The 14,791-nt window shown below is 63.4% G+C and carries 17 protein-coding genes; 15 read left to right on the top strand and 2 right to left on the bottom strand.

What is annotated here, in order from left to right; all coding sequences use genetic code 11:
• From M1B34_RS31565 to M1B34_RS31530, 8 genes are all read left to right on the top strand, one after another.
• Positions 1 to 222, top strand: a 222-nt coding sequence (locus M1B34_RS31565) for a hypothetical protein (protein WP_268267179.1), incomplete at its 5' end; no start/stop codon positions are given.
• Complete coding sequence (locus M1B34_RS31560; protein WP_268267178.1) at positions 212 to 802, top strand: amino acid synthesis family protein; 591 nt, start codon at positions 212 to 214, stop codon at positions 800 to 802. The genes M1B34_RS31565 and M1B34_RS31560, both read left to right, overlap by 11 nt.
• 45 nt (positions 803 to 847) lie before the next feature.
• The gene (locus tag M1B34_RS31555; protein WP_123335763.1) at positions 848 to 1,681 is read left to right on the top strand and encodes an alpha/beta fold hydrolase; all 834 of its coding nucleotides are present in this window, start codon (positions 848 to 850) and stop codon (positions 1,679 to 1,681) included.
• Entirely contained in the window at positions 1,678 to 3,159 is a 1,482-nt protein-coding gene (locus M1B34_RS31550) for an aldehyde dehydrogenase (protein WP_268267177.1), read from the top strand. The genes M1B34_RS31555 and M1B34_RS31550 overlap by 4 nt, the downstream gene beginning before the upstream one ends.
• A gap of 12 nt (positions 3,160 to 3,171) precedes the next feature.
• Positions 3,172 to 3,657 (top strand): flavin reductase family protein, encoded by a 486-nt coding sequence (locus M1B34_RS31545; RefSeq protein WP_123335758.1) that lies wholly within the window; start codon positions 3,172 to 3,174, stop codon positions 3,655 to 3,657.
• Positions 3,658 to 3,818: 161 nt separating this feature from the next.
• Positions 3,819 to 4,208 (top strand): carboxymuconolactone decarboxylase family protein, encoded by a 390-nt coding sequence (locus tag M1B34_RS31540; RefSeq protein WP_007968634.1) that lies wholly within the window; start codon positions 3,819 to 3,821, stop codon positions 4,206 to 4,208.
• An 85-nt stretch (positions 4,209 to 4,293) separates the two neighbouring features.
• Positions 4,294 to 5,046 carry a GntR family transcriptional regulator gene (locus M1B34_RS31535; protein WP_123335756.1) on the top strand — a complete coding sequence of 251 codons (753 nt, stop codon included), beginning with the start codon at positions 4,294 to 4,296 and terminating at the stop codon, positions 5,044 to 5,046.
• A gap of 1 nt (position 5,047) precedes the next feature.
• Complete coding sequence (locus M1B34_RS31530) at positions 5,048 to 5,611, top strand: NUDIX hydrolase (RefSeq protein WP_123335754.1); 564 nt, start codon at positions 5,048 to 5,050, stop codon at positions 5,609 to 5,611.
• A gap of 116 nt (positions 5,612 to 5,727) precedes the next feature.
• Here M1B34_RS31530 and M1B34_RS31525 read toward each other — a convergent pair whose 3' ends face one another.
• Positions 5,728 to 6,024, bottom strand: a complete 297-nt coding sequence (locus M1B34_RS31525) for a DUF1330 domain-containing protein (protein WP_123335751.1) — start codon at positions 6,022 to 6,024, stop codon at positions 5,728 to 5,730.
• A gap of 71 nt (positions 6,025 to 6,095) precedes the next feature.
• Here M1B34_RS31525 and ribBA point away from each other — a divergent pair, with 71 nt between their 5' ends.
• From ribBA to M1B34_RS31495, 6 genes are all read left to right on the top strand, one after another.
• Complete coding sequence (gene ribBA, locus M1B34_RS31520) at positions 6,096 to 7,205, top strand: bifunctional 3,4-dihydroxy-2-butanone-4-phosphate synthase/GTP cyclohydrolase II (RefSeq protein WP_268267176.1); 1,110 nt, start codon at positions 6,096 to 6,098, stop codon at positions 7,203 to 7,205.
• 282 nt (positions 7,206 to 7,487) lie between these two features.
• Complete coding sequence (locus M1B34_RS31515) at positions 7,488 to 8,513, top strand: ABC transporter substrate-binding protein (RefSeq protein ID WP_268267175.1); 1,026 nt, start codon at positions 7,488 to 7,490, stop codon at positions 8,511 to 8,513.
• The gene (locus M1B34_RS31510) at positions 8,510 to 9,454 is read left to right on the top strand and encodes an ABC transporter permease (RefSeq protein WP_185039405.1); all 945 of its coding nucleotides are present in this window, start codon (positions 8,510 to 8,512) and stop codon (positions 9,452 to 9,454) included. Before M1B34_RS31515 ends, M1B34_RS31510 begins: the two co-directional genes overlap by 4 nt.
• Before the next feature lie 6 nt (positions 9,455 to 9,460).
• Positions 9,461 to 10,270 (top strand): ABC transporter permease, encoded by an 810-nt coding sequence (locus M1B34_RS31505; RefSeq protein ID WP_123335744.1) that lies wholly within the window; start codon positions 9,461 to 9,463, stop codon positions 10,268 to 10,270.
• A 17-nt stretch (positions 10,271 to 10,287) separates the two neighbouring features.
• A complete protein-coding gene (locus tag M1B34_RS31500; protein ID WP_123335742.1) occupies positions 10,288 to 11,439 on the top strand; it encodes an ABC transporter ATP-binding protein in 1,152 nt (383 codons plus the stop codon).
• Positions 11,440 to 11,593: 154 nt separating this feature from the next.
• Positions 11,594 to 12,217: an START domain-containing protein gene (locus M1B34_RS31495; RefSeq protein ID WP_268267174.1), complete on the top strand. Its 624-nt coding sequence runs from the start codon at positions 11,594 to 11,596 to the stop codon at positions 12,215 to 12,217.
• On the opposite strand, the gene M1B34_RS31490 is transcribed toward M1B34_RS31495, so the two are convergent.
• Positions 12,218 to 13,624 (bottom strand): purine-cytosine permease family protein, encoded by a 1,407-nt coding sequence (locus M1B34_RS31490; RefSeq protein ID WP_123335738.1) that lies wholly within the window; start codon positions 13,622 to 13,624, stop codon positions 12,218 to 12,220.
• 325 nt (positions 13,625 to 13,949) lie between these two features.
• Here M1B34_RS31490 and M1B34_RS31485 point away from each other — a divergent pair, with 325 nt between their 5' ends.
• A complete protein-coding gene (locus M1B34_RS31485) occupies positions 13,950 to 14,435 on the top strand; it encodes a flavin reductase family protein (protein ID WP_268267173.1) in 486 nt (161 codons plus the stop codon).
• Positions 14,436 to 14,791 lie beyond the last annotated feature (356 nt).

Raw genomic sequence — 14,791 nt, 5'->3', positions numbered from 1 at the left:
CTTGCCAGCGATAGCGATTTCAAGGCCGCCATCGCCGGCAAGCCGGGCTCCTACAAGGGGATGCGAGGGGCGCTGCGGGGAACAATCAGCGTGCGGGGCGACGCCTTTTGTCGGCTAGGGGTTGCACAAACTCATGTCGGGGACTTGCGCTACCGGTATTATGGTATACCATCATACGCACAGACACTCTTACCCTACATGGAGCCCGCTCATGAGTTTTGAAATCCGCAAGATCGTCAGCTACCTCGAAGAAACCCTGATCGAAGGCGGCAAAGCCACCGACAAGCCGGTGACCATGGTCGGCCTGGCGGTGGTGATGAAGAACCCGTGGCTGGGCCGTGGTTTCGTCGAAGACCTGAAGCCGGAAATCCGCGCCAACTGCTCCGACCTCGGCGCGTTGATGGTGGAGCGTCTGGTGGGCCTGATCGGCGGCGCCGACAGGATCGAAGCCTACGGCAAGGCCGCTGTGGTAGGTGCCGACGGTGAAATCGAGCACGCCTCGGCAGTGATCCACACCCTGCGCTTCGGCAACCACTACCGCGAAGCGGTCAAGGCCAAGAGCTACCTGAGCTTCACCAACAAGCGCGGCGGCCCGGGCACTTCGATCCAGATCCCGATGATGCACAAGGACGACGAAGGCCTGCGCTCCCACTACATCACCCTGGAAATGCAGATCGAAGACGCCCCGCGGGCCGACGAAATCGTCGTGGTCCTGGGTTGCGCCGACGGCGGCCGCCTGCACCCACGCATCGGCAACCGCTACATCGACCTGGAAGAACTGGCCGCTGAAAAAGCCCAGTAATCCCGTCCCGGTCAACCACAATAAAAAGGCATGCAGGAGCGCTCCATGATTCGGCTCACCGCTGAACAAACACCGGCTGGCACCAGTTACCTGGCGACCGGCCAAGGCCAGCCCGTGGTCTTGATCCACGGCGTGGGCCTGAACAAAGAAATGTGGGGCGGGCAGATCGTCGGCCTTTCCAGCCAGTACCGGGTGATCGCCTACGACATGCTCGGCCACGGCGCCAGCCCGCGCCCGGACAGCGGCACCGGCCTGCTCGGTTATGCCGACCAGCTGCGGGAACTGCTGGAGCACCTGCAACTGCCCAAGGCCACGGTAATCGGTTTCTCCATGGGTGGCCTGGTGGCCCGGGCCTTTGCCCTGCATTACCCGCAGCACCTGCAAGGCCTGGTGGTGCTCAACAGCGTGTTCAACCGCAGCCCCGAGCAGCGTGCCGGCGTCATCGCCCGCACCAGCCAGGCCGCCGAACACGGCCCGGATGCCAATGCCGAAGCAGCGCTGTCCCGATGGTTCAGCCGCGAATACCAAGCGGCCAACCCGGCGCAGATCGCGGCGATCCGCCAGACCCTGGCCAGCAATGACCCACAGGGCTACCTGACCACCTACGAGCTGTTTGCCACCCAGGATATGTACCGCGCCGACGACCTGCACCTGATCCAGGCGCCGACGCTGATCGCCACCGGCGAACTGGACCCGGGTTCAACCCCGGAAATGGCCGAGCAACTGGCCCAGCGAATTCCTGGCGCACGGGTTGCCGTGCTGCCCGAGCAGCGGCATATGATGCCGGTGGAATCACCGCGCCTGGTCAACCAGGTGCTGCTGGAATTTCTTGAAATAGCGCACACCCGTCCAAATCCAATAAAGGGGATCGTTGCATGACACTCGCACGCTTCCAGATGTGCATCGGCGGCGAATGGGTCGATGCCCTGTCCGGCAAGACTTTCGACAGCCTCAACCCGGCCCTGGCCGAGCCTTGGGCGCAACTGCCCGATGCCGATGAAGCCGATGTCGAGCGCGCCGTGCAGGCCGCCCAGACGGCCTTCGACGGCCCGGCCTGGCGTGGCCTGACCGCCACGGCCCGAGGCAAGCTGCTGCGCCGCCTCGGTGACCTGATCGCCGAGAACAAGGAACAACTGGCCCAGCTGGAAAGCCGCGACAACGGCAAGCTGATCCGCGAGACCCGCGGCCAGGTCGGCTACCTGCCGGAGTTTTTCCACTACACCGCAGGCCTGGCGGACAAGCTCGAAGGCGGCACCCTGCCCCTCGACAAGCCCGACCTGTTTGCCTACACCGTGCATGAAGCCATGGGCGTGGTCGCCGCGATCATCCCCTGGAACAGCCCGCTGTACCTGACCGCCATCAAGCTGGCCCCGGCCCTGGCCGCCGGCAACACCATCGTGATCAAGCCCTCGGAGCACGCCTCGGCGACCATCCTCGAGCTGGCGCGCCTGGCCCTGGAAGCCGGCATTCCTCCGGGCGTGGTCAACGTCGTCACCGGCTATGGCCCGAGCACCGGCGCCGCCCTGACGCGCCACCCGCTGGTGCGCAAGATCGCCTTCACCGGCGGCGCCGCCACAGCCCGGCATGTGGTGCGCAGCAGTGCAGAAAACTTCGCCAAGCTGTCCCTGGAACTGGGCGGCAAGTCGCCGAACATCATCTTTGCCGACGCCGACCTGGACAGCGCCATCAACGGCGCCATCGCCGGCATCTATGCGGCCTCCGGGCAGAGCTGCGTCTCTGGCTCGCGGCTGCTGGTCCAAGACGAGATCTACGACGAATTCGTCGCCCGCCTGGTGGAACGCGCCCAGCGCATCCGCATCGGCAACCCCCAGGACGACGGCACCGAAATGGGCCCCATGGCCACCGCCCAGCAATTGGCCGTGGTCGAAGGCCTGGTGGCCGACGCCCTGGCCGAAGGCGCCACCCTGCGCCTGGGTGGCAAGCGCCCTCAGGGCGTGGGCGATGGCTGGTTCTACGAGCCGACCCTGTTCGAGTGCGACAGCAACTCGATGAAAATCATGCAGGAAGAAGTCTTCGGCCCGGTGGCCTCGGTGATCCGTTTCAAGGATGAAGCCGACGCCCTGGCGATCGCCAACGACTCCCAGTTCGGCCTCGCCGCCGGCATCTGGACCCGCGACCTGGGCCGTGCCCATCGCCTGGCCCGGGACGTGCGTTCGGGGATCATCTGGGTCAATACCTACCGTGCGGTGTCGGCCATGGCCCCCATCGGCGGTTTCAAGAACAGTGGCTATGGCCGCGAGAGCGGCATCGACTCGGTGCTGGCCTATACCGAACTGAAAACGGTGTGGATCAACCTGTCCCAGGCACCCATGCCTGATCCGTTTGTGATGCGCTAGGAGTCCTGCGAAATGATCGAACCCGGCATTTACAAAGAAGTCATGAGTTCCTTCCCTTCCGGGGTCACGGTGGTCACCACCCTGGACCCGGACGGGCAGATCGTCGGCATCACCGCCAGCGCCTTCAGCGCGCTGTCGATCGACCCGGCGCTGGTGCTGTTCTGCCCCAACTACGCCTCGGACACCTACCCGATCCTGCGTGACAGCAAGCAGTTCGCCATTCACTTGCTGTCGGCCGACCAGACCGCCGAAGCCTACGCCTTCGCCGGTAAAGGCAAGGACAAGGCCAAGGGCATCGAGTGGCACTTGAGCGAACTGGGCAACCCGCTGCTGGCCAAGGCCACGGCAATCATCGAGTGCGAGTTGTGGCGCGAATACGACGGCGGCGATCACGCGATCATCGTCGGCGCGGTCAAGCACCTGATCCTGCCCGAGCAGCCGGTGACGCCGATGATCTACCACAAAGGCAAGCTGGGCCCCCTGCCCACCCTGGCGTAACGAGCGAAATCAATGCCCGGCAGGCGCGCTCGCGATCGCGGCGAGCCCGCCGGCAATGATCTCGAATCCAGGGCCGTCATCGCAGGCAAGCCTGCTCCTACCAAGCGATGGCGGCCTTGAATGGTGAGCGGTTCCCCAGGGACCGCACTGAGGACTGCGTGATGAGTAACGAGAAATACGAAAAAGGCCTGAAGATTCGCACCCAGGTATTGGGCGAAGCCTATGTGCAGCGCTCCATCGAGAACGCCGACGACTTCACCCGCCCGCTCCAGGAAATGGTCACCGAGTACTGCTGGGGTCACGTCTGGGGCCGCGAGGGTTTGTCGCTCAAAGAACGCAGCATGATAAACTTGGCGATGATTTCAGCCCTCAATCGGCCTCACGAACTCAAGCTGCATGTACGCGGCGCCTTGCGTAACGGTCTGAGTCGTGAACAAATACGCGAAATCCTGCTTCAGGTCGGTATTTATTGCGGTGTTCCCGCTGCCGTAGACAGTTTCCGGCTCGCCCGTGAAGCCTTCGCCGAAGCCGATGCCGAGGCCTCCAGTTAACCTTTGGCTGTTGTGAGACCAGAGCACGATGATCCTCGATCGCAGTGCTCTTTTTGCATGGACAGCCACACTCAGAGCGGACCCCATGAAACGCCTGCCACTCGACGACAGCTTCAAGGTCAATCGCAACCCCGTTACCCTGCGCGAAATCGTGCTGGATAAACTGCGAAGCGCCATCATGAACTTCCAGCTCCTGCCGGGAGACCGTCTGGTTGAACGCGATCTGTGCGATCGCCTGGGCGTCAGCCGCACTTCCGTTCGCGAAGCCCTGCGCCACCTGGAATCCGAAGGCCTGGTGGAATTCGCCGACGCCAAGGGGCCGCGCGTGGCCATCATCACCCTGGCCGACGCCGGGGACATCTACGAGCTGCGTTGCGTACTCGAAGGCCTGATCGTCCAGCTGTTCACCCTGCGGGCCAAGGCCAAGGACATCAAGGCCCTGGAAAAAGCCCTGGAAGAGAACCGCAAATCCCTCAAGGAAGGCGAGTTGCAACAGGTGCTGGATTCGGTCCAGGGTTTCTACGACGTGCTGCTCGAAGGTTCCGGCAACCACGTGGCGGCCACCCAACTGCGCCAGCTGCAGGCGCGCATCAGCTACCTGCGGGCGACCTCGGTGTCCCAGGAAAACCGTCGTGGTTCGAGCAACCAGGAAATGGAACGCATCGTCGAAGCGATCAAGAGCGGCGATCCGCTGGCGGCCCACCAGGCCTCGGTGGACCACGTGCGAGCCGCCGCCAAAGTGGCCCTGGACTACCTCAAGCGCAAACAGGAAGAGACCGGCGACATTCCCGAGATCACTGCGCCCATCGCCCTCAAAGAACCCCGTATAGGTCGCTGATATGTTCAGCCCGAGCTTTTGTCCAAAGTGCGGCGGCAGTGACCTCGGTCACCAGCGGCCAGCGGGCGATACCCATGAGCGCCTGATGTGCCGCGGCTGCGGCTACATCCATTACGTCAACCCGAAGATCATCGCTGGCTGCATCATCGAGCAGGACGGCAAGTACCTTCTGTGCCAGCGCGCCATCCCGCCACGGCCGGGCACCTGGACCCTGCCGGCGGGGTTCATGGAAGGCAACGAAACCACCGAACAGGCGGCCCTGCGGGAAGTCTGGGAAGAAAGCGGCGTGCGCGCGGAAATCATCTCGCCGTACTCGATCTTCAGCGTGCCGAAGATCAGCGAGGTGTACATCATCTTCCGCGCCATCGCCCTGGAGATCACCGGGCAGTTCGGGCCGGAAACCCTGGACTACAAATTCTTCGCCCCCGAGGACATTCCCTGGGAGAGCATCTACTACCCGGCGATCCGGCAAATCCTCGAACGCTACATCGAAGAGCGCCAGGCCGGGGTCTACGGCATCTACATCGGCAACGACGACAGCGGCAAAATCCACTTCATTCGCTGAGCGGCCACCGCGCGCACCAAGCCGGAACGCGGAGCGTCCCCCGAGGCATTTCCACGGGAACCGTGGGAACGAGAAGTGGAGCCTCCGCACCGATCGCCCCCACGTGGCCGTGCGCGTTACAGCGGGGGGACGCCTTCGACGATGATCACTTCTGCCCGCGCCACGCCTTCGCGGTGGCCCTTGGCTTCCTGGTACTGCTCGGAGTGGTAGCAGGCCAGCGCCTGTTCATAGGAATCGAATTCGATCACCACGCTGCGCTGCGGCGTCGCTCGCCCTTCCATGGCTTGGCTGCGCCCGCCCCGGGCCAGCATGCGTCCGCCGTACAGGGCGAACGCTGCCGGCGCGCGCTGGGTGTAGTGGCTGTATTGATCGGGGTCGGTGACATCCACGTGAGCAATCCAGTACGCCTTCATAGTGACCTCTCGGTTTATTTTGTATTATGGTATACCACAAAGTAATTCATCCACACACCGAGATTCCCAGCATGGCCTTCAACAGCATCGAAGAAATCATCGAAGACTACCGGCAAGGCAAGATGGTGCTCCTGGTGGACGACGAAGACCGGGAAAACGAAGGCGACCTGTTGCTCGCCGCCGACCGTTGCGACGCCCAGGCCATCAGCTTCATGGCCCGGGAAGCCCGGGGCCTGATCTGCCTGACCCTGACCGACGAACACTGCCAGCGCCTGGGCCTGGAGCAGATGGTGCCGAGCAACGGCAGCGTGTTCAGCACCGCCTTTACCGTGTCCATCGAAGCCGCCGTCGGGGTCAGCACCGGCATCTCCGCCGCCGATCGCGCCCGCACCGTCGCTGCCGCGGTGGCCGCCAATGCCAAGGCCGACGACCTGGTGCAACCCGGGCACATCTTCCCGCTGCGGGCCAAGGAAGGCGGCGTGCTGACCCGCGCCGGCCACACCGAAGCCGGCTGCGACCTGGCGCGCATGGCGGGCTTCACCCCGGCCTCGGTGATTGTCGAAGTGATGAACGACGACGGCACCATGGCCCGCCGCCCGGACCTGGAAGTCTTCGCCCGCAAGCACGGGATCAAGATCGGCACCATCGCCGACCTGATCCACTATCGCCTCAGCACCGAGCACACCGTGGTGCGTATCGGTGAGCGGGAACTGCCGACGGTGCACGGCACCTTCCGCCTGATCACCTTCGAGGACCGCATCGAAGGCGGCGTGCACATGGCCATGGTGATGGGCGATATCCGCCGTGAAGACCCGACCCTGGTGCGGGTGCACGTGATCGACCCGCTGCGCGACCTGGTGGGCGCCGAGTACCACGGCCCCTCCAACTGGACCCTGTGGGCCGCCCTGCAACGCGTGGCCGAAGAAGGTCGTGGCGTGGTGGTGGTGCTGGCCAACCATGAATCCTCCCAGGCCTTGCTGGAACGGGTGCCGCAACTGACCCAGCCGCCACGCCAGTACCAGCGCTCGCAATCGCGCATCTATTCTGAAGTGGGCACCGGGGCACAGATTCTGCAGGAGCTGGGCGTGGGCAAGCTGCGCCACCTCGGCCCGCCGCTGAAATACGCCGGCCTGACTGGCTACGACCTGGAAGTGGTCGAGAGCATCCCCTTCAGCGAATAACGCGTTTCGCCACACCCGGGGCAGGCCGCCAAGCGGCGGCCTGCCGGTAACAAAAAGACCGCTTTGTGCGGATGGCCGGTAAGGCAAAGTGCTTGCACAAAGTTTGGAATACCATAATATGATATTCCGTAGACCGGACATTTTTGCCAAGTGCGCCCGCCAGGGACAGCACAAACAACAGCCCTTGGCACGGTCGCCTTTTCAAGGCCCCGATGGACCTACTGCTCCCGATAGGCGGGCATCAACAGCCCGCTCAAAAACACAACAAATGAGGGCGTAAAAATGGTGTTGAACAAAGGTACAACCGCCGTACTCTTCGCCGGCTTGCTGAGCACTTTCGGCAACCTGGCCATGGCGGCTGAAAGTGTCAACTTCGTCAGTTGGGGCGGCAGTACCCAGGACGCGCAGAAGCAAGCCTGGGCCGACCCGTTCAGCAAGGCCAGCGGCATCACCGTGGTCCAGGACGGCCCGACCGACTACGGCAAGCTCAAGGCCATGGTCGAGAGCGGCAACGTGCAATGGGACGTGGTGGACGTCGAGGCTGACTTCGCCCTGCGCGCGGCCGCCGAAGGCTTGCTCGAACCCCTGGACTTCAAGCAGATCCAGCGCGACAAGATTGACCCGCGCTTCGTCTCCGACCACGGCGTCGGTTCGTTCTTCTTCTCCTTCGTGCTGGGCTTCAACGAAGGCAAGGTCGGGGCCAACAAGCCTCAGGACTGGAGCGCCCTGTTCGACACCAAGACCTACCCCGGCAAACGCGCCCTGTACAAATGGCCCAGCCCCGGCGTGCTGGAACTGGCCCTGCTGGCCGACGGCGTAGCGGCAGACAAGCTCTACCCCCTGGACCTGGACCGGGCCTTCAAGAAACTCGACACCATCAAAAAAGACATCGTCTGGTGGGGCGGCGGCGCGCAGTCGCAACAACTGCTGGCCTCGGGTGAAGCAAGCATCGGGCAGTTCTGGAACGGCCGGGTCTACGCCCTGCAACAAGACGGCGCACCGGTGGGCGTAAGCTGGAAACAGAACCTGGTCATGGCCGACTTCCTGGTCATCCCCAAAGGTGCGAAGAACAAGGACGCAGCGATGAAGTTCCTGGCCAACGCCAGCGGCGCCAAAGGCCAGGCCGACTTCTCCAACCTGACCGCCTACGCCCCGGTCAACGTCGACAGCGTGGCGCGCCTGGACTCGGTCCTGGCACCGAACCTGCCGACTGCCTACGCTAAGGATCAGATCACCCTCGACTTCGCGTACTGGGCCAAGAACGGTCCGGCCATCGCGACACGGTGGAACGAATGGCTGGTCAAATGAAAATGACGGCCACTGCGTCCCGTCAATCCACCCCGACCGGGAGCGCCTCTGGCGCTGCCGGCTCGGCATCCGCCAAGGCCACCGTGATGACGCAATCTCCCTCCCTGGCACAGCGCTGGCGTGGTGCCGGGAACCTGCTCCCGGCCCTGCTGTTCCTCGGCCTGTTCTTTCTCGCGCCGTTGATCGGCCTGCTGCTGCGGGGCGTGCTCGAACCCGAGCCGGGCCTGGGCAACTACCAGCAACTGTTCGCCAACTCGGCCTACGCCCGGGTGCTGTTCAACACCTTCTCGGTGGCCGGCCTGGTGACCCTGTTCAGCCTGCTGCTGGGCTTTCCCCTGGCCTGGGCGATCACCCTGGTGCCTCGTGGCTGGGGCCGCTGGATGCTGAACATCGTGCTGCTGTCGATGTGGACCAGCCTGCTGGCGCGGACCTATTCCTGGCTGGTGCTGTTGCAGGCCTCCGGGGTGATCAACAAGGCGCTGATGGCCATGGGCATCATCGACCAGCCCCTGGAGATGGTGCACAACCTCACCGGCGTGGTGATCGGCATGAGCTACATCATGATCCCGTTCATCGTCCTGCCGTTGCAGGCGACCATGCAGGCCATTGACCCGATGATCCTCCAGGCCGGCTCGATCTGCGGTGCCAGCCCCTGGACCAACTTCTTCCGGGTGTTCCTGCCACTGTGCCGGCCGGGGCTGTTCTCCGGTGGCTTGATGGTGTTCGTCATGTCCCTGGGCTATTACGTGACCCCGGCGCTGCTCGGCGGCGCGCAGAACATGATGCTGCCCGAATTCATCATTCAGCAGGTGCAGTCGTTCCTCAATTGGGGCCTGGCCAGTGCCGGCGCCGCCTTGTTGGTGCTGATCACCCTGGTGTTGTTCTACTTCTACCTGAAGCTCCAGCCGGAATCCCCGGTGGGTGCCAGCAACGCGAGGTAAGCCGTCATGCTCCTGACCCCCAATGCCATGAGCCGGCGCATGCGAATCGGCCTCTACACCACCACCGGCCTGATCGCCCTGTTCCTGCTGCTGCCGATTCTGTTCATCGTCCTGCTGTCGTTCGGCTCGTCCCAATGGCTGGTGTTCCCGCCGCCGGGCTGGACCCTGAAATGGTACGGCCAGTTCTTCTCCAACCCGGACTGGATGAGCGCAGCCATGGCCAGCCTCAAGGTGGCGCTGCTGACCACCTTCTTCGCCGTGGCCCTGGGCCTGCCCACCGCCTTTGCCTTGGTGCGCGGGCGCTTCCCCGGTCGCGAGATGCTCTATGGCCTGTTTACCCTGCCGATGATCGTGCCCCTGGTGATCATCGCCGTGGCGGTCTATGCGCTGTTCCTCAAGCTCGGCTACACCGGCACCCTGTTCGCCTTTGTGGTGAGCCACGTGATCGTCGCCCTGCCCTTCACCATCATCTCGATCATCAACTCGCTGAAGCTGTTCGATCAGTCGATTGAAGACGCGGCGGTGATCTGCGGTGCTTCGCGCCTGCAGGCCGTGTTCAAGGTGACCTTCCCGGCGATTCGCCCGGGGATGGTGGCCGGTGCGCTGTTTGCGTTCCTGGTGTCGTGGGACGAAGTGGTGCTGAGCGTGATGATGGCCAGCCCGACCCTGCAGACTTTGCCCGTGAAAATGTGGACCACCCTGCGCCAGGACCTGACGCCTGTGATCGCCGTCGCTTCGACGCTGCTGATCGGCCTCTCGGTGTTGGTCATGGTGATTGCCGCCGCCCTGCGTCGGCGCAACGAAATCAGCGCTTGAGCGCCTAGGAGTACAGCATGAGTGCCGTCAAAGACCCCGCACAGCAAAACAATAAAACCCTGGTCAGCCTGCGCAACCTGAACAAGCACTACGGCGACTTTGCCGCCGTGGACGATATCTCCCTGGAGATCCAGGACGGTGAATTCCTCACCTTCCTCGGCTCCAGCGGCTCGGGCAAAAGCACCACCCTGTCGATGCTCGCCGGCTTTGAAACCCCGAGCAGCGGCGAGATCCTGGTGGACGGCCACTCCCTGGTCAACGTCCCGCCGCACAAGCGCGACATCGGCATGGTGTTCCAGCGTTACTCGCTGTTCCCCCACCTCTCGGTGCGCGACAACATCGCCTTCCCCCTGGCCATTCGCAAACTGGCCCCGGCCGAACGCGAACGCCGGGTAGACGCCATGCTCAAGCTGGTGCAACTGGAGCAGTTCGCCCATCGCCGCCCTTCGCAGCTGTCCGGCGGCCAGCAACAACGGGTGGCGATCGCCCGGGCGCTGGTCTACGAGCCACGCATCCTGCTGATGGACGAACCCCTCGGCGCCCTGGACAAAAAGCTGCGCGAAGACCTGCAGGATGAACTGCGCCAACTGCATCGGCGCCTGGGCATCACCATCGTCTACGTGACCCACGACCAGGAAGAAGCGATGCGCCTGTCGCAACGCATTGCGATCTTCAGCCACGGCAAGATCGTCGGCCTGGGCAGCGGTTATGACCTCTACCAGAACCCGCCGAATGCCTTTGTCGCGTCGTTCCTTGGCAACTCCAACTTCCTCAAGCTCAAGGCCCAGGGCAACGGCGCCGCCAGCTTCGAAGGCCAGGCACTGTCGATCCGCCTGACCTCCGGCCTGCACGCCGATCAGGATGTGCTGCTGATGGTGCGCCCGGAAAAAGCCCAGGCCCTGAGCGTGCAACAGGCCGAGCAGGACCCTCTGGCGCCGGGCTGGAACCAAGTGTCGGCCAAGGTCCAGGAAGTGTTGTTCCTCGGGGAAAGCCAGACCTGCAGCGTGGTCACCGACGGCGGCACGGCGATGACCGTCAAGGCCCTGTCCGCCGCTGGCATGCCGCTCAAGGCCGGTGACCCGGTGCGCGTGCGCTGGGCCACCGCAGACGCCTGCGTCTACACCCAATGGGCCGAAAGCGACCTGAACAAAGCCGCCGGCGCCCATTGATCTCAGGAAGCGCATAAGGCTTGCCGGCGCCATCGCTGGCAAGCCAGCTCCAACCGCCACACCGTCCACTCCTTTCTCGTTGTAATGCGCGTCCCGCCGAAGATTGCCTATCCTGTGAACAGGCCCGCCCAATGGCCGTCAGAGGACTCACCCCATGCGCATCCGTTCCGGCACCCTCGCCTTGTGCATGGCGCTGCTGTGCACTGGCGCAGCCGCCCGCGAAGACTGGCAACTGGCCGAGGACCAGGACGGCGTCCAGGTCTATCTCAACCAGGCACCCGACTCCCATTACCAGCGTTTTCGCGGCGTGGTGCAGATCCGGGCCGACGTCGACACCCTGAACAGCCTCCAGGAAAACCTCAGGGTCGCCTGCGCCTGGTTGTATGCGTGCAAGGAAATGCGCCTGCTGAAAAACGACGGCGACGACACCTGGGTCTACCTCAGCACGGACCTGCCCTGGCCGGCCAAGCCGCGGGACATGGTGCTTTGGGTGCACACGGAACGGGCCGCCGATGGCAGCCTGACCCGGCACCTGCAGGCGGTGCCTGGCTGGGTGCCAGGGGAGCCGGGGCAAACCCGGATCCGCCAATTGCAGGGGCTGTGGAAGATGGAGCCCAAGGGGCCGGGGGCAACTGAAGTGACCTACGAACTGCAGGCCGAACCGGCGGGGGATATTCCCGCCTGGCTGGCCAACCGGTTTGTCGTCGATGCGCCACTGGTGACGCTCAAGACATTGCGCGCCGTGGCCGAGCGTCAAGCTTCGGCCACGGCGCCCTGATCACTCGGCCAGGGCGGCCTTGATCACACGACGCTGGGAGGGCTGGCTGCGGGTTGCCAGGCAGTAGTACAGCGGGCAAGTCACTAGCAGACCCACCAGCCACGACAGGTCTGCGCCATCCACCAGGTTGGCGTAGGGGCCGACATACAGCGACGTATTGGCAAACGGCAACTGGACGATGATGCCGCTGAAATAGGCGACGATCGCGTGCAGGTTGAAACGCCCGTAAATGCCGCCGTCGGCGCGGAAGATCGAGGCGATGTCGTAGTTGCCGCGCTGAATCAGGTAGAAGTCGATCAGGTTGATCGAAGCCCAAGGCACCAGCACCAGCAGCAGCGCCAGGACCAGGCCGATGAACTGCGAGATAAAGTCCGCCGAAGCGCCCAGCGCCACCAGGCAGCACCCCGCCAGCACCAGCGCCGACAACACCACCCGCACCTTGATGCTCGGCGTCCATTGGCTGGCGAAGGTCTGGATCGAGGTGATGATCGACAGCACCGCGCCGTACAGATTAAGGGCGTTGTGGCTGATGATATTCAGCAGGAACAGCACCATCAGGATCGGCCCCAGCCAACCGGTGGACTGCTTGACTGCGGTCATCGCCTCGGTGCCTTCAGGGGTGGCCAGGGCCGCCACCAGGCCGAAGGCGAACGACAGGATAGTGCCCAGGGTCGCGCCCAGGTAAGTGGCGAGAAACGGCCGGGCAATGCCGATGTCGGCCGGCAGGTAACGCGAATAGTCCGAAGTGTAGGGCGAGAAGCTGATCTGCCAGATGATCCCCAACGACAGGGTCGCCAACCAGCCCGACAGGTTGAAACCGCCGCGGGTCAGGAAGTCCGCCGGCAGTTCGTTGGCAAAGATGTAGATAAAGCCGGCGAGCAAGGCGCTGCCCATGACCCAGGTGCCGATGCGGTTCAGGGTATGGATAAAGCGATAGCCGATCACACCGATGGCGGTGGCGCTCAGGGCGCCGATCAGGATGCTCGCCGGGACCGGCACCTCGGGCGCAATGCCGACGATGGATTTGCCGGCCAGGACGATGTTGGAAATAAAGAAGCCGATGTAGATCAGCGCAGCGAAGAACACGATCAGCAGCGCGCCATAGCGACCGAACTGGCCGCGGCTCTGGACCATTTGTGGAATGCCCATGCGCGGCCCCTGGGCCGAGGCCAGGGCAATCACCACGCCGCCGAGCATATGCCCGAGGGCAATCGCCAGCAGCCCCCAGAACAGGTTGAGGTGGAACACCTGGGCCACCATCGCGCCGGTGACAATGGGCAGGGGCGCGATATTGGTGCTGAACCACAGGGTGAAAAGATCGCGCGCCTTCCCATGGCGCTCACCCAGGGGCACGTAATCCACCGTGTGGTTCTCGATCAGAGGGTCTTGCCGGGACATCTGGGACATGTGCATGAACTCGAGTTTGTCTGTTCTTATCGTTGTTTGAAGCCAAACCGGGGGTGCTCTTTGGCAACCCCTCAGATGAAGACCATATTATGGTATTCCAAACTTTTAACAAGACTGATCCGGTCTTTGGCGCCCCATCTGATCTGTGATTCTCGCCTGCCCAGGCTCCGTATTACTAGCTTAAAGCCCAGCAAACATTGAGTTAACGGTGGAAAAAGTCGTTTATCGGCCGGTGTGAAAAAGCCCTTGCAAACGATGTATTACGGTATACCATCATACCTACAAACTCATAAAAACCCGCGTTACAGCACCGAGGTACGAGCCAATGATCGACGCCGCCATCTACAAACAAGTCATGGGTTCGTTCCCGTCCGGAGTCACCGTCATCACCACCCTGGACGACGACGGGCAAGTCGTGGGCCTGACCGCCAGTGCCTTCAGCTCACTGTCGATGGAGCCGGCCCTGGTGCTGTTCTGCCCCAACTACAGCTCCGACTCCTACCCGGTGCTGATCAAGAACAAGCGCTTTGCCATCCATGTGCTGTCCGGCGGGCAGCAGAACGAAGCCTATGCCTTTGCCCGCAAAGGCAAGGACAAGGCGCAAGGAATCGAGTGGACCTTGAGCGAACTGGGCAACCCGCTGCTGAACAACGCCAGCGCCATCATCGAATGCGAGCTGTGGCGCGAATATGAAGGCGGCGACCACGCCATCATGGTCGGCGCAGTGAAAAACCTGATCGTGCCGCAACAAGGCATCAGCCCGATGGTGTACTGCAACGGCAAAATGGGCGCCCTGCCCCTCGTGGCCTGAACCGCACCAACGCGAAGCGCCCAGCCTCTGTGGGAGCCGGCTTGCCGGCGATGGCGATCTCACAGGCGCTATCGCTGGCAAGCCAGCTCCTACAAAGGGTGAGCGCTGCAATGCCCTAGGGGTGACGCGAAGCGTCCAGCCTTTGTGGGAGCCGGCTTGCCGGCGATCGCGATCTCATGGGCGCTATCGCTGGCAAGCCAGCTCCCACATAAGCCTGCGCCTACAAAGGGTGAGTGCCGCAATGCCCTGGGGGTGACGCTCTGCGTCCAACCTCTGTAGGAGCCGGCTTGCCGGCGATGGCGATCTCATGGGCGCTATCGCTGGCAAGCCAGCGCCTACATAAAGCCTGCGCCTGC

It is taken from the genome of Pseudomonas morbosilactucae (genome assembly GCF_023241715.1).
Taxonomy (GTDB): Bacteria; Pseudomonadota; Gammaproteobacteria; order Pseudomonadales; family Pseudomonadaceae; genus Aquipseudomonas; species Aquipseudomonas morbosilactucae.
The sequence above is the reverse complement of the archived record's forward strand: the minus strand, read 5'-3'. Positions and strand labels throughout refer to the sequence as shown.